This is a genomic window from Pseudomonas chlororaphis, assembly GCF_001921865.1.
In the GTDB taxonomy this organism is placed as follows: domain Bacteria; phylum Pseudomonadota; class Gammaproteobacteria; order Pseudomonadales; family Pseudomonadaceae; genus Aquipseudomonas; species Aquipseudomonas chlororaphis_D.
This window is the reverse complement of sequence record NZ_MSCT01000010.1, coordinates 332,527-350,720: the sequence shown is the minus strand read 5'-3', so window position 1 is coordinate 350,720 and position 18,194 is coordinate 332,527. Positions and strand designations below refer to the sequence as shown.

At 65.2% G+C, this 18,194-nt stretch carries 14 protein-coding genes; 11 read left to right on the top strand and 3 right to left on the bottom strand.

Annotated features, from left to right (window positions below):
• Positions 1 to 2 precede the first annotated feature (2 nt).
• The 8 genes from paaC (at position 3) to nhaB (ending at position 9,732) form a co-directional block, all read left to right on the top strand.
• Positions 3 to 764 (top strand): 1,2-phenylacetyl-CoA epoxidase subunit PaaC, encoded by a 762-nt coding sequence (paaC, locus tag BTN82_RS13940; protein ID WP_075119697.1) that lies wholly within the window; start codon positions 3 to 5, stop codon positions 762 to 764.
• Positions 751 to 1,284, top strand: a complete 534-nt coding sequence (gene paaD, locus BTN82_RS13935; RefSeq protein WP_075119696.1) for a 1,2-phenylacetyl-CoA epoxidase subunit PaaD — start codon at positions 751 to 753, stop codon at positions 1,282 to 1,284. The genes paaC and paaD overlap by 14 nt, the downstream gene beginning before the upstream one ends.
• Before the next feature lie 24 nt (positions 1,285 to 1,308).
• Positions 1,309 to 2,385 (top strand): 1,2-phenylacetyl-CoA epoxidase subunit PaaE, encoded by a 1,077-nt coding sequence (paaE, locus tag BTN82_RS13930; RefSeq protein ID WP_075119695.1) that lies wholly within the window; start codon positions 1,309 to 1,311, stop codon positions 2,383 to 2,385.
• Between the two features lie 164 nt (positions 2,386 to 2,549).
• On the top strand, positions 2,550 to 2,858 hold the full coding sequence (locus BTN82_RS13925) for a DUF485 domain-containing protein (RefSeq protein WP_075119694.1): 309 nt from the start codon (positions 2,550 to 2,552) through the stop codon (positions 2,856 to 2,858).
• Positions 2,855 to 4,501 carry a cation acetate symporter gene (locus BTN82_RS13920; RefSeq protein ID WP_075119693.1) on the top strand — a complete coding sequence of 549 codons (1,647 nt, stop codon included), beginning with the start codon at positions 2,855 to 2,857 and terminating at the stop codon, positions 4,499 to 4,501. The genes BTN82_RS13925 and BTN82_RS13920 overlap by 4 nt, the downstream gene beginning before the upstream one ends.
• A 33-nt stretch (positions 4,502 to 4,534) precedes the next feature.
• Positions 4,535 to 5,788, top strand: coding sequence for an OprD family porin (locus BTN82_RS13915; protein WP_075119692.1), 1,254 nt, complete (start codon positions 4,535 to 4,537; stop codon positions 5,786 to 5,788).
• Between the two features lie 57 nt (positions 5,789 to 5,845).
• Entirely contained in the window at positions 5,846 to 7,900 is a 2,055-nt protein-coding gene (gene paaZ / locus BTN82_RS13910) for a phenylacetic acid degradation bifunctional protein PaaZ (protein ID WP_075119691.1), read from the top strand.
• 329 nt (positions 7,901 to 8,229) lie between these two features.
• The gene (gene nhaB, locus BTN82_RS13905) at positions 8,230 to 9,732 is read left to right on the top strand and encodes a sodium/proton antiporter NhaB (RefSeq protein WP_075119690.1); all 1,503 of its coding nucleotides are present in this window, start codon (positions 8,230 to 8,232) and stop codon (positions 9,730 to 9,732) included.
• A gap of 113 nt (positions 9,733 to 9,845) precedes the next feature.
• Here the strand turns inward: nhaB and BTN82_RS13900 are convergent, their stop codons facing one another.
• From BTN82_RS13900 to gnd, 3 genes are read right to left on the bottom strand one after another with little or no spacing between them, the layout of a single operon-like run.
• Entirely contained in the window at positions 9,846 to 10,682 is an 837-nt protein-coding gene (locus BTN82_RS13900) for an HAD family hydrolase (protein WP_410002808.1), read from the bottom strand.
• Entirely contained in the window at positions 10,664 to 12,184 is a 1,521-nt protein-coding gene (gene zwf, locus BTN82_RS13895; RefSeq protein ID WP_075119688.1) for a glucose-6-phosphate dehydrogenase, read from the bottom strand. Before zwf ends, BTN82_RS13900 begins: the two co-directional genes overlap by 19 nt.
• Entirely contained in the window at positions 12,181 to 13,185 is a 1,005-nt protein-coding gene (gene gnd, locus BTN82_RS13890) for a phosphogluconate dehydrogenase (NAD(+)-dependent, decarboxylating) (RefSeq protein WP_261792974.1), read from the bottom strand. Before gnd ends, zwf begins: the two co-directional genes overlap by 4 nt.
• 235 nt (positions 13,186 to 13,420) lie before the next feature.
• Between gnd and BTN82_RS31340 the strand changes: the two genes are divergently transcribed.
• The 3 genes from BTN82_RS31340 to BTN82_RS13880 all read left to right on the top strand — a co-directional run bounded on the left by BTN82_RS31340 (position 13,421) and on the right by BTN82_RS13880 (position 18,049).
• Positions 13,421 to 13,594, top strand: coding sequence for a DUF6026 family protein (locus BTN82_RS31340; protein ID WP_186828392.1), 174 nt, complete (start codon positions 13,421 to 13,423; stop codon positions 13,592 to 13,594).
• A gap of 283 nt (positions 13,595 to 13,877) precedes the next feature.
• A complete protein-coding gene (locus tag BTN82_RS13885; RefSeq protein ID WP_075119686.1) occupies positions 13,878 to 15,629 on the top strand; it encodes a phosphoethanolamine transferase CptA in 1,752 nt (583 codons plus the stop codon).
• A gap of 173 nt (positions 15,630 to 15,802) precedes the next feature.
• A complete protein-coding gene (locus tag BTN82_RS13880; protein ID WP_075119685.1) occupies positions 15,803 to 18,049 on the top strand; it encodes a TonB-dependent siderophore receptor in 2,247 nt (748 codons plus the stop codon).
• Positions 18,050 to 18,194 lie beyond the last annotated feature (145 nt).

Genomic DNA, 18,194 nt, shown 5'->3' with positions numbered 1-18,194 from the left:
GCATGAATACGCGAAGCGAATTGATCCAATACCTGCTGCGCCTGGGCGACAGCGCCCTGATCCAGGGCCAGCGCCTGTGCCAGTGGTGCGGCCGCGCCCCGGCCCTGGAAGAAGAACTGGCGCTGATGAACGTCGGCCTCGACCTGGTGGGCCAGGCCCGCAACTGGCTGGACTACGCCGCCGAGTTGCTGGACGACGGCCGCGATGCCGACCACCTGGCGTTCCGACGCGACGAGCGTGCCTACCGCAACCTGCTGCTGGTGGAACAGCCCAACGGCGATTACGCCGTGACCCTGCTCAAACAGTTTCTCTATGACGCCTGGCACCTGGAAGTACTCAAGGGCCTGGTCCGTTCCAGCGACGAGCGCATCTCCGGGATCGCCGCCAAGGCCGTGAAGGAGGTCACCTACCATCTGCGCCGCTCCAGCGAGTGGGTAGAGCGCCTGGGCGACGGCACCGAGCACAGCCACCAACGCATGCTGGACGCCATTCCCCAGCTCTGGCGCTTCACCGTCGAGCTGATCAGCGGCGACGACGGCGAAAACCGCCTGCACCGCGCCGGCCTCATCGCCGAGGCGGCCCAGGTCGCCAGCGCCTGGCAGGCCACGGTGACGCGAGTCTTCGCCAGCGCCACCCTGCCCCTGCCGCCGGCGCCGAGCCATTTCTACCTCGACGCCCGCCGCGGCCTGCACAGCGAACACCTGGGCATTCTGCTGGCGGAAATGCAGGCGCTGCCGCGAGCGTATCCCGATGCGACCTGGTGATCTGATTGCCAGCGACCACGGCGCCCGCGCCCTGCAAGCAGGCGACCTGGAGGCCGCCTGGCAGGTGCTGGAGGCCGTCATGGACCCGGAGGTGCCGGTGGTCAGCGTGGTGGACCTGGGCATCGTCCGGGACCTCGACTGGCACGACGGCCACCTGCAAGTGGTGGTCACCCCGACCTATTCCGGGTGCCCGGCCACCGAGGTGATCGAGGGCGATATCCGTGCCGCGCTGGAGCGCGCCGGTTTTTCTATGCCACGCCTGCAACGCCGCCTGACCCCGGCCTGGAGCACCGACTGGATCACCGCCGGCGGCCGCGAACGGCTGCACGCCTACGGCATCGCCCCGCCGGCGGGCAGCGCCAGCAAGCGCAGCCTGCTGGGCGAGAGCACGGCCATTTGTTGCCCGCAGTGCGGCAGCGCCCACACCGAACAGCTCAGCGAATTCGGCTCGACCGCCTGCAAGGCGCTGCATCGCTGCCGTGACTGCCTGGAGCCGTTCGACTATTTCAAGTGCATCTGACGCCGCGTCAGTCGGAGAACAACCATGAGCAAATTCCACAGCCTGACCATCAAGGATGTGCGCAGCGAAACCCGCGACGCGGTGTCCATCGCCTTCGAGATTCCACAGCACCTGCAAGACAGCTTTCACTTCACCCAGGGCCAGCACCTGGTGATGCGTACCCAGCTGGACGGCGAGGAAGTGCGCCGCTCCTACTCGATCTGCGCCGGGGTCAATGACGGCGAGCTGCGTATCGCCGTCAAGCGCGTGGCCGGCGGGCGCTTCTCGGCCTTCGCCAATGAACGCCTCAAGCCCGGGCACTGCCTGGACGTGATGCCGCCCGCCGGGCACTTCCATGTCGAACTCGACCCCGCGCGCCACGGCCAGTACCTGGCGGTGGCGGCCGGCAGCGGGATCACGCCAATCCTTTCGATCATCAAGAGCACCCTGGAAACCGAACCCCACAGCCGCGTCACCCTGCTGTACGGCAACCGTTCAAGCTCCGCCGCCCTGTTTCGCGAACAACTGGAAGACCTGAAGAACCGCTACCTGCAACGCCTGAACCTGATCTTTGTGTTCAGCCGCGAGCAGCAGGACGTCGACCTCTACAACGGCCGGATCGATGGCGACAAATGCACCCAGCTGTTTTCCCGCTGGCTCGACGTCAAGGCCCTGGACGCCGCCTTCATCTGTGGTCCGCAGGCCATGACCGAGACCGTGCGCGACAGCCTGAAAGAGCGCGGCATGCCAGCCGAGCGCATTCACTTCGAGCTGTTCGCCGCCGCCGGCAGCCAGCACCGGCGCGAGGCTCGCGAGGCCGCCCGGCAACTCGATGCGGCGGTCAGCCAGATCACCGTGATCAGCGACGGACGCGCCCTGGCCTTCGACCTGGCGCGCAACAGCCAGAGCATCCTCGACGCCGGCAACGCCCAGGGCGCCGAGCTGCCTTACTCGTGCCGCGCCGGGGTGTGCTCCACCTGCAAGTGCAAGGTGCTCGAAGGCGAGGTGGAGATGGACAGCAACCACGCCCTCGAGGACTACGAAGTGGCCGCCGGCTATGTGCTGTCGTGCCAGTCGTTCCCAGTCAGCGACAAGGTGGTGCTGGACTTCGACCAACTCTGATCTGTAGCCGCTGCCGCAGGCTGCGATCGGCCGGCACGGCCGTGACGCTTGTGCGATCGCCGAAGGTCCCCCGGACCTTATCGCAGCCTGCGGCAGCGGCTACATAAGCAAAAAAATTCACCGCGTTTCAAGCACAACAAAAACAACATCAAGAGAGCGCTCCCATGACCCCGCAAGACATCGAACGGATCCACCGACACCCCGACTTCATCCAGCTGGTACGCCGCAAGCAGAACCTCTACTGGTCCCTGACCCTGGCCATGCTGGTGATCTACTACGGCTTCGTGCTGCTGGTGGCGTTCTCCCCCAGCACCCTGGGCCGCTCGCTGAGCGGCGGGGTGACCACGGTCGGCATGCTGGTGGGCGTGGCGATCGTGCTGCTGGCCTTCGCCCTCACCGGGTTCTACGTCTATCGCGCCAACAACGTAATCGACCCGCTGAACGACAAGCTCAAGCAGGAGTGCGCCCAATGAAGCGCTTATTGGCGTGGTTCGCCCTGCCTTGCGTGTTTGCCAGCGATCTGGCCCTGGCCGCCGAAGGCAGCGCGCGCCCCTTGAACTGGAACGCCATCGGCATGTTCCTGGTGTTCGTCCTGTTCACCCTCGGCGTCACCCGCTGGGCCGCCCTGCGCACCCGCTCGGCCAGCGACTTCTATACCGCCGGTGGCGGCATGAGCGGTTTGCAGAATGGCCTGGCGATCGCCGGCGACATGATCTCCGCCGCGTCCTTCCTGGGCATCTCGGCGATGATGTTCCTCAACGGCTACGACGGCCTGCTGTATGCCCTGGGCGTACTGGCCGGCTGGCCGATCATCCTGTTCCTGATCGCCGAGCGCCTGCGCAACCTGGGCAAATACACCTTCGCCGACGTGGTTTCCTATCGCCTAGAGCAGACGCCGGTGCGGCTCACCTCGGCCTTCGGCACCCTGACCGTGGCCCTGATGTACCTGGTGGCGCAGATGGTCGGCGCCGGCAAGCTGATCGAGTTGCTGTTCGGCATCAGCTACCTCTACGCGGTGATGCTGGTCGGCGTGCTGATGGTGTTCTACGTGACCTTCGGCGGCATGCTCGCCACCACCTGGGTGCAGATCATCAAGGCGGTGATGCTGCTGTTCGGCACCAGCTTCATGGCCTTCATGGTGCTCAGGCATTTCGGTTTCAGCACCGAGGCGATGTTCGCCGGGGCCAGCGCGGTGCATGCCAAGGGCAACGCGATCATGGCCCCTGGCGGCCTGCTGTCGAACCCCATCGATGCCATTTCCCTGGGCCTGGGCATGATGTTCGGCACCGCCGGCCTGCCGCATATCCTGATGCGTTTCTTCACCGTCAGCGATGCCAGGGAAGCGCGCAAGAGCGTGTTCTATGCCACCGGCTTCATCGGCTACTTCTACCTGTTGCTGATCGTGGTCGGCTTCGGCGCGATCGTCATGGTCGGCACCGACCCGGCGTTCCGCGACGCCGGCGGCGCGATCATCGGCGGCGGCAACATGATCGCCGTGCACCTGGCCCAGGCGGTGGGCGGCAACCTGTTCCTCGGCTTCATCTCGGCGGTGGCCTTCGCCACCATCCTCGCGGTGGTCGCCGGGTTGGCGCTGTCCGGCGCTTCGGCGGTGTCCCACGACCTGTATGCCTGCGTGCTGCGCAAGGGCCAGGCCAGCGAGAAGGAGGAAATGCGCGTGTCGCGCCTCGCCACCCTGTGCATCGGCGTGCTGGCGATCATTCTCGGCCTGCTGTTCGAGTCGCAGAACATCGCCTTCCTCTCCGGGCTGGTGCTGGCCATCGCCGCCTCGGTGAATTTCCCGGTGCTGTTCCTTTCGATGTTCTGGAAGGGCCTGACCACCCGCGGCGCCGTGGCCGGCAGCCTGGCCGGGCTGGTCTCGGCGGTGGTCCTGCTGGTGCTGAGCCCGGCGGTCTGGGTCAACGTCCTGCATCACGAACGGGCGCTGTTCCCCTACTCCAACCCCGCGCTGTTCTCCATGAGCCTGGCGTTCGTCAGCGCCTGGCTGTTCTCAGTGACCGACGCCTCGCCGCGGGCCGCGCAGGAACGCGGCCGCTATCTGGCGCAGTTCATCCGCTCGATGACCGGCATCGGCGCCTCCGGCGCCAGCAAACACTGAACCCGTTCCGATCGATAACAGGGAATAAAAACAATGAACCCCGTTTCCATCGCCTCACCGAAACACCTGCTGCCGGCCCTGGCCTCGCTCAGCCTGGGCCTGCTGGCTCCCAACGCGCTGGCCGACTTCATCGGCGACAGCAAGGCCCGGATCGAAATGCGCAACCACTACATCAACCGCGACTTTCGCCAGGCCAATGCCGCGCAGTCCAAGGCCGAGGAATGGGCCCAGGGCTTTACCGCGCGGATCGAGTCCGGCTACACCGAGGGCACCCTGGGCGTCGGCCTGGATGCCCTCGGCGAGCTGGGGCTCAAGCTCGACTCCAGCCCGGACCGCCGCGGCACCGGCCTGCTGCCGTTCGGCCCGAACAGCCATACACCTGCGGACGAGTTCAGCGAGCTGGGCCTGACCGCCAAGCTGCGCCTGTCGAAAAGCGTCTTGAAGGTCGGCACTTTGCAACCGCTGTTGCCCGTCGTCACCTACAACGACACCCGCCTGCTGGGCTCGACCTTCCAGGGCGGCCTGCTGACCAGCCAGGACATCAGCGGCCTGACCCTGAACACCGGGCGCCTGACCGAAGCCAACCTGCGCGACTCTTCGAGCAACGACGACATCGGCTATGGCGCGGCCCGCAGCGATCATTTCGACTTCGCCGGCGGCAGCTACGCCTTCAGCCCGCAACTGAACCTCAGCTACTACTACGGCAAGCTCGACCAGATCTATCGCCAGCACTACCTCGGCCTGGTGCATACCCAACTCCTGGGCGGCGGTTTCAGCCTGCGCAGCGACCTGCGTTATTTCGACAGCCGCGGCGACGGCGCCGAACGCGCCGGGCGCATCGACAACCGCAACTTCAACAGCATGTTCAGCCTGATCAAGGGGCCGCACAAAGTCAGCGCCACCTGGCAGCAGTTGTCCGGCGACAGCGCCTTTCCGTTCCTCAACGGCGGCGACCCCTATGTAGTCAACCTGGTGACCTACAACACCTACACCCGCGCCGAGGAAGACTCCTGGCAACTGCGCTACGACTACGACTTCGCCGCCCTGGGCGTTCCCGGCCTGAGCTTCATGACCCGCTACACCGACGGTCGCCACGTCAAGGCGGGCAACGTCGACAACGGCCGGGAAACCGAACGCGACACCGATATCACCTACGTGATCCAGAGCGGGCCGCTCAAGGACCTGAGCATCCGCTGGCGCAACGTGACCTTTCGTTCGGGCAACGGCCTGACCACCGACCTCGACGAAAACCGCCTGATTCTCGGCTACACCCTGGCTCTTTGGTAAACCCGCCGGCACGGTCGCTGGCCGTGCCGGCCTCACTCATCACCCGGAGGAATCGTCATGCCTCACGCCCCTACCCTGCAAAGCTTCATCGCCGGTCGCTGGATCGGCCAACACGGCGCCCAGGCGCTGCGCAGCGCCATCGACGGCCATGAACTGGCCCGCACCCACGAGGAACGCCCGGACTTCGCCGAGGCCGTCGAGCATGGCCGGCGCCAGGGCGTCGCCGCGCTGATGGCCCTGGACTTCCAACAACGCGCGCAACGCCTCAAGGCACTGGCGCTGTACCTGAGCGAGCGCAAGGAACAGCTGTACGCGATCTCCCACCACAGCGGCGCCACCCGCGCCGACAGCTGGATCGACATCGAGGGCGGCAACAGCACCCTGTTCACCTATGCCAGCCTCGGTTCGCGGGAACTGCCCTCGGGCAATATCGTCCACGAAGGCCCGGCGCTGCCGTTGAGCAAGCTCGGCAGCTTCGCCGGCAGCCATATCCTGGTGCCGCGCGGTGGCCTGGCGGTGCATATCAATGCGTTCAACTTCCCGATCTGGGGCATGCTGGAAAAGTTCGCCCCGAGTTTCCTCGCCGGCATGCCGTGCATCGTCAAGCCGGCCACCGCCACCAGCTACCTGACCGAGGCCGTGGTGCGCCTGATGGACGAGTCCGGCCTGTTGCCGGCAGGCAGCCTGCAACTGATCATCGGCAGCACCGGCGACTTGCTCGACCGCCTGCAGGGCCAGGACGTGCTGACCTTCACCGGCTCGGCCGATACCGCGGCCAGACTGCGGGCCAACCCGAACCTGATTGGTCATTCAGTGCCGTTCAACGCCGAGGCCGACTCGCTGAACTGCGCGATCCTCGCCCCGGACGTGAGCCCGGACGACGAAGAGTTCGAGCTGTTCATCAAGGAGGTGGCACGGGAGATGACCACCAAGGCCGGGCAGAAATGCACTGCCATCCGCCGTGCCATCGTCCCGGCCAGGCACCTCGACGCAGTCGCCAGCCGCCTGCGCGACAGGCTGGCCAAGGTGGTGGTCGGCGATCCGTCGGTGGAAGGCGTACGCATGGGCGCGCTGGCCTCCCACGAGCAGCAGCGGGACGTTGGCGAACGCCTGGACAGCCTGCTGCACAGCTGCGACCTGCTGTTCGGCGCCCGGGACGGCTTCGAGCCGCGCGGCGAGAACGTCGGCCAGGGCGCGTTCTTCGCCCCGACCCTGTTGCTGGCCCGCGACCCGCATGCCGAAGGCGGCGCCCACGACATCGAGGCCTTCGGCCCGGTCAGCACCCTGATGGCCTATGAGGACCTGGACGACGCCCTGGCGCTCGCCGCTCGCGGCAAAGGCAGCCTGGTGGCCAGCCTGGTCACCAAGGACCCACGGATCGCCGCCCGCGCCATCCCGGCCGCGGCCGCCTGGCACGGGCGCCTGCTGGTGCTGGACCGCGAATGCGCCGCCGAATCCACCGGCCATGGCTCGCCCTTGCCGCAACTCAAGCACGGCGGCCCGGGCCGCGCCGGCGGCGGCGAAGAACTCGGCGGCCTGCGCGCGGTGAGGCACTACCTGCAACGCGCCGCGGTGCAAGGCTCGCCGACCATGCTGGCAGCAGTCACCGGCGAATACGTGCGTGGCGCCAAGGTCATCGAGACCGAAGTACACCCGTTCCGCCGATTCTTCCAGGACTTGCAGGTCGGCGAATCCTTGCTGACGCATCGGCGCACGGTGACCGAAGCCGACCTGGTGAACTTCGGCTGCCTGTCGGGCGATCACTTCTATATGCACTTCGACGAGATCGCGGCCCGGGAGTCGCAATTCGGCAAACGCATCGCCCATGGCTACTTCGTGCTTTCGGCAGCGGCCGGGCTGTTCGTCTCCCCCGCGCCGGGCCCGGTGCTGGCCAACTACGGCCTGGATACCCTGCGCTTCATCAATCCGGTGGGCATCGGCGACACCATCCAGGCGCGTCTGACCTGCAAGCGCAAGATCGACCAGGGTAAAAAGAGCCCGCAAGGCATTCCCCAGGGCGTGGTGGCCTGGGACGTGGAAGTCACCAATCAGTCGGGGGAACTGGTGGCCAGCTACGACATCCTGACCCTGGTGGTCAAACGCGAAGACTGACCCGCCGGCACGCCACCCTGTAGGAGCGAGCGTGCTCGCGATGACGACCTGAAGAACGACATCGCTCTCAAGGGCCTCATCGCCAGCAAGCTGGCTCCTACAAAAAGCCTGCCGTACCCGGCTCGCCGGCACACCCCAAACCTGCAGGAGCGAGCTTGCTCGCGATGACGACCTGAAGAACGACATCGCTCTCAAGGACCTCATCGCCAGCACGCTGGCTCCTAGAAAAAAGTCCGGGTCGGCTTTTTGTGGCAAAAGATTTCAGAGTTTCTTGATCTTCAAGGGGGCTTGCGGCAACTTGCGCGCTTCTTCATTACAAGGAGCAGCCAATGTCCGGTTCGCTGGCCCAGGCTTTCGCCCATAACTTTCTTGGCCATTCGCCGCGCTGGTACAAAGCCAGCATCCTCGCCTTCCTGCTGCTCAACCCCTTGCTGCTGTTCACGGTCGGCCCGGTGGCGGCCGGCTGGATGCTGGTGGCCGAGTTCATCTTCGCCCTGGCCATGGCGCTCAAGTGCTACCCGCTGATGCCCGGCGGCCTGCTGGTGCTCGAGGCCGTGGCGCTGGGCATGACCACGCCCCAGGCGCTGTACGACGAACTGGTGCACAACTTTCCGGTGATCCTGCTGCTGATGTTCATGGTGGCCGGCATCTACTTCATGAAGGAGTTGCTGCTGTTCCTGTTTTCCCGGCTGTTGCTCGGGGTGCGTTCCAAGGCGCTGCTGGGCCTGCTGTTCTGCTTTCTTTCGGCCTTCCTCTCGGCGTTTCTCGACGCCCTGACGGTGACCGCGGTGATCATCAGCGCCGCGGTGGGCTTCTATTCGGTGTATCACCGAGTGGCGTCCGGTAACGATCCGCGCCAGGACAGCGAGTTCAACGACGACCAGCACCTGCCGCAACTGCATCACCAGGACCTCGAACAGTTCCGCTCCTTTCTGCGCAGCCTGCTGATGCACGGCGCGGTGGGCACCGCGCTGGGCGGCGTCTGCACCCTGGTCGGCGAGCCGCAGAACCTGCTGATCGGCCATGAAATGGGCTGGCACTTCGCCGACTTCTTCCTCAAGGTCGCGCCGGTGTCCCTGCCGGTGCTGGTGGCCGGGCTGGCGACCTGCGTGCTGCTGGAGAAACTGCGCTGGTTCGGCTACGGCACCCTGTTGCCGGACAACGTACGCGCGGTGCTGGCCAACTACGCCGCCGAAGACAACGCCGAACGCACCGACCGGCAACGCGCGGCGTTGCTGGTACAGGGCGCGGCGGCACTGATCCTGATCGCCGGGCTCGCGCTGCACATCGCCGAGGTCGGCCTGATCGGGCTGATGGTGATCGTGCTGATCACCGCCTTCACCGGGATCACCGACGAACATCGCCTGGGCAATGCGTTCAAGGACGCGATGCCGTTCACCGCGCTGCTGGTGGTGTTTTTCGCGGTGGTGGCGGTGATTCACGACCAGCAGCTGTTCACCCCGCTGATCCAGTGGGTGCTGGCGCTGCCGGCGGGCCAGCAACCGGGCATGCTGTTTATCGCCAACGGGCTGTTGTCGGCCATCAGCGATAACGTGTTCGTCGCCACCATCTACATCACCGAGGTGAAGCAAGCCTTCGTGTCCGGGCAGATGAGCCGCGAGCACTTCGAGACCCTGGCCGTGGCCATCAACACCGGCACCAACCTGCCGAGCGTGGCCACGCCCAACGGCCAGGCGGCGTTCCTGTTCCTGCTGACCTCGGCGATCGCGCCGCTGGTACGCCTGTCGTACGGGCGCATGGTGTGGATGGCGTTGCCCTACACCCTGGTGATGGGCGTGCTGGGCTGGTACGCAGTGAGCTACTGGCTGTAGAGACGCCCTGTAGCCGCTGCCGAAGGCTGCGATCGGCCCGAAGGGTCGTGGCGATCTGACGATCGCTGGAGGCCTTCGGCCTTGCGCAGCCTTCGGCAGCGGCTACAGGTGTTTCAGCGTGGGAGGATGAAGCGCTCGATGGCGTCGGCGGCGCCATCGGCGAGATTGCTGCCCGTCACCCGGTCGGCCTGGCGCTTGACCGCTTCTTCGGCCTGGCCCATGGCAATCGACAACCCGGCCTGCTGAAACATCGCCGGGTCGTTGCCGCCGTCGCCCAGCGCCGCGGTACGTTCCAGCGGCACACCGAGAAACGCCGCCAGGGTGATCAACGCCTGCCCCTTGTTGGCCTGCAACGCCGTGACATCCAGGTACACCGGCTGCGAACGGGAGACCTGGGCCTGCCCTTCGACCTGGCTCGACAGGCGCGCTTCCAACTCCACCAACAGTCCGGTGTTGGCACTGGCGGCGACGATCTTGTCGATACGCGGCAAGTAGTGCTCGAAGCCCTCCACCACCCGCGGCGGATAACCCAGGCCATGCTGCTCGCGCGGCACCATCGGGCCGTGCGGATCGCGCAATAGCCATTCGCCGTCGGCGAACACCCAGACCTCCACCTCCGGCTGCGACGACAGCAGCGCCAGGGCGCGCGTGGCGACCTCGACTGGCAGATGATGGCGCACCAGGAAACTGCCATCGGGGTTGACGATAGTGCCGCCATTGAACGCCGCGGTCGGCAGGTCGACGCCCAGGGCGGCGATCTGCTGCAGCATGGCCCGCGGCGGCCGACCGGTGGCGAGGCTGAAGAACACCCCCGCCTCGCGCAGCGCCCGCACCGCGGCAATGGTGCGCGGGCTCAGGCTGTGGTCGGGCAGCAACAAGGTGCCGTCCATGTCGCTGAGCAGGAACTGGATGGCCGGCTGCGCCGCGCCCGTCATCCGAGGCTGTGCCATTCGCGGCCGTCGCGGGCCAGCAACTCGTCGCCGGCCGCCGGCCCGTCCTCGCCGGCCCGGTAGATATGGACCTTGTCCTTCTCTTTCCAGGCATCGAGGAACGGTTGCACCGCGCGCCAGCCGTTCTCGATGTTGTCGGCGCGCTGAAACAGGGTCTGGTCGCCGGTCAGGCAGTCGTAGATCAGCGTCTCGTAGCCAGTAGAAGGCTGCATCTCGAAGAAGTTCTTGTAGGCGAACCCCAGCTCGATATTGGCCATGTCCAGGGTCGGCCCGGGCTTTTTCGCCAGCAGGTCGAACCACATGCCTTCGTTCGGCTGGATCTGGATGCGCAGGTAGGTCGGCTGCAAGCGGTCGACCTCGGTATCGCGGAACTGTGCGTACGGCGCGGGCTTGAAGCAGATGGCGATTTCGGTGTCGCGCACGCTCATGCGCTTGCCGGTGCGCAGGTAGAACGGCACGCCGACCCAGCGCCAGTTGTCGATCATCACCTTGAGCGCAACATAGGTCTCGGTGTTGCTGTCGGGCGCCACGTTGGCTTCTTCGCGGTAGCCGGCCACGGACTTGTCGCCCGCCTTGCCCGCCACGTACTGGCCGCGCACCGAGTTGGCCAGGGCCTCTTCGGTGCTCCAGGGACGGATCGCCCCCACCACCTTGGCCTTTTCGCCGCGCACCGCGTCGGCGCCGAAGGCCGCCGGCGGCTCCATGGCGACCATGGCCAGGAGCTGGAACAGGTGATTGGGCACCATGTCGCGCAGGGCGCCGGTGTTTTCGTAAAAGCTGCCACGGGTTTCCACACCGACGGTTTCCGCCGCGGTGATCTGCACGTGGTCGATGTAATGGTTGTTCCAGAAAGCCTCGAACAGGCTGTTGGAGAAACGGCTGACCAGGATGTTCTGCACCGTCTCCTTGCCCAGGTAATGGTCGATCCGGTAGATCTGCTTCTCGCTCATCACCTTGAGCAGGCATTCGTTCAGCGCTTGCGCGGTGTGCAGGTCGGAACCGAAAGGTTTCTCGACCACCACCCGGCGAAAGGCGTTTTCCTCTTCCACCAGCAACCCCGACGCCCCCAGGCGCTGCACCACTTCGCTGAAGAAGCGCGGTGCGGTGGCCAGGTAGAACACCGCGTTACCGGTGCCGCTGGCGGCGATCTTCGCCGCCAGCGCGTCGTAGGTGCTGGCGTCCAGGAAGTCGCCCTGGACGTAGCTGATACCGTCGGCCAGCTTGGCCCAGAGCGTCGGGTCCAGCGCCTGCGCGCCGTTGCCGACCTTACTGGCAGCCTCGGTGCGAATGAAGTCCTCGAGCTTCTTGGCGAAATCCACATCGCTGATGGCGTTGTGATCGACTCCGACAATCTTCAGCCCGTCATCCAGCAAGCCGTCACGGTTGAGGTTGTACAGCGCCGGCATCAGCAGGCGCTTGACCAGGTCGCCATGGGCGCCGAACAGGAACAGTGTGGTCGGTGGAGCGGGTTGAGCCTTGGACTTCTTTCGCGTGGAGGTCATTTTTTCGGAGTCTCCACATGGCCGCCGAAGCCGAAGCGCATGGCCGACAGCATCTTGTCGCCGTAGGTGCTCTGCTGGCGGGAACGGAAGCGGGCGAACAGCGAGCTGGACAGCACCGGTACCGGCACCGCTTGCTCGATGGCGGCCTCGATGGTCCAGCGGCCTTCGCCACTGTCGGCCACTTCGCCGGAGAAACCGTCGAGTTGCGGATCGGTGGCCAGGGCGTCGGCGGTCAGGTCCAGCAGCCAGGACGAAACCACGCTGCCGCGACGCCAGACTTCGGCGATGTCGGCGACGTTCAGGTCGAAACGCTGGTCTTCCGGCAGGCTCTGCGAGGACTTGGTCTTGAGGATGTCGAAGCCTTCGGCGAAGGCCTGCATCATGCCGTACTCGATGCCGTTGTGGATCATCTTGACGAAGTGCCCGGCACCGGCGGGGCCGGCATGGATGTAGCCGCGCTCGGCGCGATCGTCTTCGGCCACCCGGTCCTTGGTCCGCGGGATGTCGCCCATGCCCGGGGCCAGCGCATCGAACAGCGGGTCCAGGCGACGGACCACGTCGGCGTCGCCGCCGATCATCATGCAGTAGCCGCGCTCCAGGCCCCAGACGCCGCCGGAGGTGCCGACGTCGATGTAGTTCAGGCCCTTCTCCGCCAGCGCGTGGGCGCGGCGAATGTCGTCCTTATAGTAGGTGTTGCCGCCGTCGATGATCACATCGCCCGGCTCGAGCAGCTGGCTCAGGGTGTCGATGGTGTCTTCGGTCGGCGCGCCGGCCGGCAGCATGACCCATACCGCGCGCGGTTTTTCCAGGCCCGCGACCAGCGCCGGCAGGTCGGCGACGCCTTTGGCGCCCTCGCCGCTCAGGGTGCTGACAAAGGCGCTGTTGCGGTCGTAGACCACGGTTTCGTGCCCATTGAGCATCAGGCGCCGCGCAATGTTTCCGCCCATGCGGCCCAGTCCGATAATCCCCAGTTGCATGTGCTGATGCTCCTTACTGCTAATTTGTGTCAAAAGGTTATAGCCCAACGAGGCCAGTGAGGGTTAGTCCAGAGCGTCCGGACTAAGTTTCCCTGGCAGTGAGTGGATAACGACGCGAATCGCCTCGAAGGCACAGCGACCGTCAAAAATAAAAAAGTTCCCTTTGCCGGCAAAAGAAATCAAAATCGCCGCCGATAGTGGTTCAGGCCGATTCCCATGGCCGGATCACAGTTGATGCACGCCATTTGCGAGGTGAGCAATGGGCACAGTACTACCGGCAGGACCTGCACAAACCCTCTACGTCACCATCCGTCGTGACGAACTGCGCCAACTCAAGAACGAGCGCGACCAGTTGAAGCAAGAGCTCGCGCAACTGCGCCAGGCCTTGCAAAACCAGGCCCGAGGGGCCAGCGTCAGCCAACTGCAGGCCTGATCCGCCGAGGAACCCGCCCGTCGCGGCCGGTCCCGCCAACAGGTCATCGATTGAAGCCGGCTGAATCCTTCACGGATCGCCGGCTTCTTTTTGCCCGTCATTTTTACCGGCCCCACCGCCCGGCGCCGGCATTATCTGACACGCGGGTGCCAACTCACAAAGTTTTCACACTTTTTTATGGATACTCCGGCGCACTATTTTGCCGCCCCACGGGCGCGGCACGCGTTCGCCGGGCAATCGAACTCTCCGGCGGGCGTCATGTTCACTGAAGCTGGAGCGCTCGATGGCTGTGTTAAAACGCGACAAGACGTCCGCGAAAGGGTTTGACTGGGTCGGCCTGGGCTGGCTCTTCCTGTTCTTCTGGTACTTCTCCGGCATCACCCAACTGCTGATCCAACTGACCGACACGTCGGGCTTCGCGGGCTTCCGCCAGGCCTTCATCATGAGTGCGATCTGGCTGGCGCCCATGCTGCTGTTCCCCGCCCGCACACGCCTGATGGCCGCGGTCATCGGCGTGGTGCTCTGGGCTTGTTCCATGGCCAGCCTGGGTTACTTCTTCATTTACCAGCAGGAGTTCTCGCAGAGCGTCATCTTCATCATGTTCGAGTCCAACCCCTCCGAAGCCGGCGAGTACCTGACCCAGTACTTCGCCTGGTGGATGGTGCTGGCGTTCCTCGCCCATACCGCATTCGCCGTGTTCCTCTGGACTCGCCTGCGTCCGGTCTACCTGCCCCGCGGCCGGGCGCTGGTGGCGGCCATGGCGATCCTGATCGCCATCATCGGTTACCCGCTGGTCAAGCAGACCGCGCGCACCGGCAGCTTCGCCGGCGGCCTGGAGAAATTCGAGACGCGCATCGAGCCCGCGGTGCCGTGGCAAATGGTCGTGGCCTACCGCCGCTACCGCGAACAGCTGGACAACATGCAAGGCATGCTCGACGACGTGAGCAAGATCCCGCCGCTGCACAACCTCAAGGACAACCAGGCCAACCAGCCGTCGACCCTGGTCCTGGTGATCGGCGAGTCGACCAACCGCCAGCGCATGAGCCTGTACGGCTACCCGCGCCAGACCACCCCGGAACTGGACAAGCTCAAGGACCAGCTGGCGGTCTTCGACAACGTCATCACCCCGCGCCCCTACACCATCGAAGCCTTGCAGCAGGTGCTGACCTTCGCCGACGAAGAAAACCCCGACCTGTACCTCAAGACCCCATCCCTGGTCAGCGTGATGAAGCAGGCCGGCTACAAGACCTACTGGATCACCAACCAGCAGACCATGACCAAGCGCAACACCATGCTCACCACCTTCTCCGAGCAGGCGGACGAGCAGGTCTATCTGAACAACAACCGCAACCAGAACGCCCGCCAGTACGACGGCGACGTGCTGGAGCCGTTCTCCAAGGCCCTGGCCGACGGCGCGCCGCGCAAGTTTATCGTGGTGCACCTGCTGGGCACCCATATGAGCTACCAGTACCGCTACCCGCCGAGCTTCGACAAATTCACCGACCGTACCGGCGTGCCGGCCGGTGTGCGCGACGACCAGGTGCCGACCTACAACAGCTACGACAACGCGGTGCTGTACAACGACTTCGTGGTGTCGAGCCTGATCAAGGACTACGCCAAGACCGACCCGAACGGCTTTTTGCTGTACCTGTCGGACCACGGCGAAGACGTGTTCGACTCCCCCGGCCACAACACCCTGGGCCGCAACGAAGGCAAGCCGACCGCGCCGATGTACACCATCCCGTTCATGGCCTGGGCCTCGCCGAAGTGGAAAGAGAGCCACGACTGGAACTTCGCCGGCGACCTTGGCCGCCCGTACAGCAGCTCGCACCTGATCCACACCTGGGCCGACATGGCCGGCCTGAGCTTCGATGAACTGGACCGCAGCAAGAGCCTGGTCAGCGACAGCTTCACGCCGCGTCCGTTGCTGATCGGCAACCCCTATGAGCGCCAGGAAAAGGCCCTGATCGACTTCAGCCTGATGAAACCCAAGGCCCCACCGGCGCCGACTCCGCCCACCGTGGTGCAAAAATAAGCCTTTTCCTACGGGGCTGGCCCAACCCCCGTAGTACCTGACTTCAATGCCCCTTCATGGGGCATTTTTGTATCGAGAAGATAATAATTATTCTCGTTTATGCTAAATACCCTTTCTCCTTTTCGTCTCAGTGCAAACGGATTTTTTCCCTCGACGATAAGGAGACGTCAGCGATGTTTGCGCCACTCACCCGTTCCATGACCTTGACCTTCGGCCTGTGCGGCGCGGTCTTGAGCCCCGAGCTGCTGGCCGAAAACGAACCCGGCCAGAGCCCCGCCAGCACGCCGCGAAGCCTGGAACTGGACGCCACCAGCGTCACCGCCCAGGGCCTGGGCGCCACCACCGAGAACACCGGGTCCTACACCACCGGCAGCATGAGCACCGCCACCCGCCTGAACCTGTCGATCAAGGAAACCCCGCAGTCGGTGTCGGTGGTGACCCGCCAGCAGATGGACGATTTCAAACTCGATACCTTGTCCGAAGTCCTGGGGCAGACCACCGGGGTCGTGGTCCAGCACCTGGATTCCGACCGGGTGAGTTATTCGGCGCGCGGCTATTCCATCAACAACTTCCAGATCGACGGCATGCTCAACACCTTCAACCGCATGAAGTCCGACTCCGACACCATCATCTACGACCGTATCGAAGTGGTCCGCGGCGCCACCGGCCTGACCACCGGCGCCGGCGATCCTTCGGCCACGGTCAACATGGTGCGCAAGCGCCCGACCCACGAATGGGCGGCCCAGGCCGGCGTCAGCGGCGGCAGTTACGACAACTACTACAGCTATGTCGATGTCGGCGGCCCGCTGGCGTTCGACGGCCGCCTGCGCGGGCGCACGGTGCTGGCCTATCGCGACAGCCAGTCGTTTCGCGACCACTACCAGCAGCAGCGCGAAGTCGGCTACGGCATTCTCGAGGCCGACCTGAGCGACAGCACCACCCTGGCCGTGGGCTACGACTACCAGGACAAACAGGTCCAGGGGACTTCCTGGGGTACCGTGCCCTACTGGAACGCCTCGGGCGGCAAGGCCAACCTGCCGCGCTCCACCAACATGGCCGCGCACTGGAGCTCCTGGCCGCTCAAGGACAAGACCGCCTTCGCCACCCTCGACCAGCGCCTGGGCCACGACTGGCACCTCAAGGCCGCCTACACCCGCCGCGACAGCGACAGCGACGGCAAGGTCTATTACGGCGGCGAGGGCTTCCCCAAGGCCGATCGTTCGGGCATGACCGCCTGGAGCAGCCATATGATCGGCACCCAGAAAATGCGCGTGTACGATCTCAATCTGGCCGGGCCCTACAGCCTGCTGGGCCGCGAGCACGAACTGATGATCGGCTACGGCGAGGCCGAACGCAGCGAGTCGTCGCCGTACACCGCCGCCGGCCCGACACCGCCGGACTACGCCAGCATCGCCGACTGGAAATACATGGGCGGCATCGCCAAGTTTCCCGACACCGTGACCAACTTGCCCGGCGACAGCGACAACACCCGGCAGAAAGCCGGCTACCTGGCCACCCGCCTGAGCCTAAGCGATGACCTGCACGCGGTGCTCGGCAGCCGTTACGGCAGCTGGAGCGTGCACAACCGCAGCCGCCGGTACGACGCCGACAACCAGCTGACCCGCCTCGACGACACCCGCCAGCAGCACAACGACATGTGGACGCCCTACGCTGGCCTGCTATACGACCTCACCGCCGAATACACGGTGTATGTCAGCTACACCGATATCTTCAAACCTCAGAACCAGCGCGACGCCAGTCGCAAATACCTGGAGCCGGTGGTCGGCAGCAACTACGAACTGGGGCTCAAGGGCAGCCTGCTGGAGGAACGCCTGAACCTGGCCACCGCGGTGTTCTGGAGCAAGCAGGACAACGTCGCCGAACTGGACAGTTCGGTGCCGCCGGACCCGGTCACCGGCGAAGAGTTCTACAAGTCCAACGGCAAGGGCGGCAAGGTGCAAGGCTTCGAGGCCGAGGTCTCGGGCGAAGTCCTGCCGGGCTGGAACCTCACCGCCGGCTACACCTACACCCACGCGCTGAACGGCGACAAACAACGCAGCAATACCGACCAGCCGCTGAACATGCTGCGCCTGTCCACGGCCTATCGCCTGCCGGGCCAATGGCGGGCCCTGACCGTCGGCGGCACGCTGAATTGGCAAAGCGACATGTATCGCGGCGCCCAGCGCCCGGTGGGCCGCGACGGCAACGGCGAGATCGTCACCGCCGACGCGCGGATCCGCCAGCAGGCCTACAGCGTCGCGGGGCTGATGTCGCGCTACGAGTTCGATCGGCACCTGGCGGCTTCGCTCAACGTCACCAACCTGTTCGACAAGCGCTACTACGAACGGGTCGGCTTCTATAACGGCGTCTACTGGGGCGAGCCGCGCACCCTGACCCTGAGCCTGGACTGGAAGCTCTAGGCGCCGTACGCAAAAGACTGCCGCAGGCAGCGCAGTGCCGGCCCCTCCTGCGCGGCCTTGAAAATCGCCGAGGCGGGGCTAGGATCTATCACGATTCCCGCCCTTGCCTGCCAGGAGGCTGTCGGTACAAGACCCAGGGCGGATC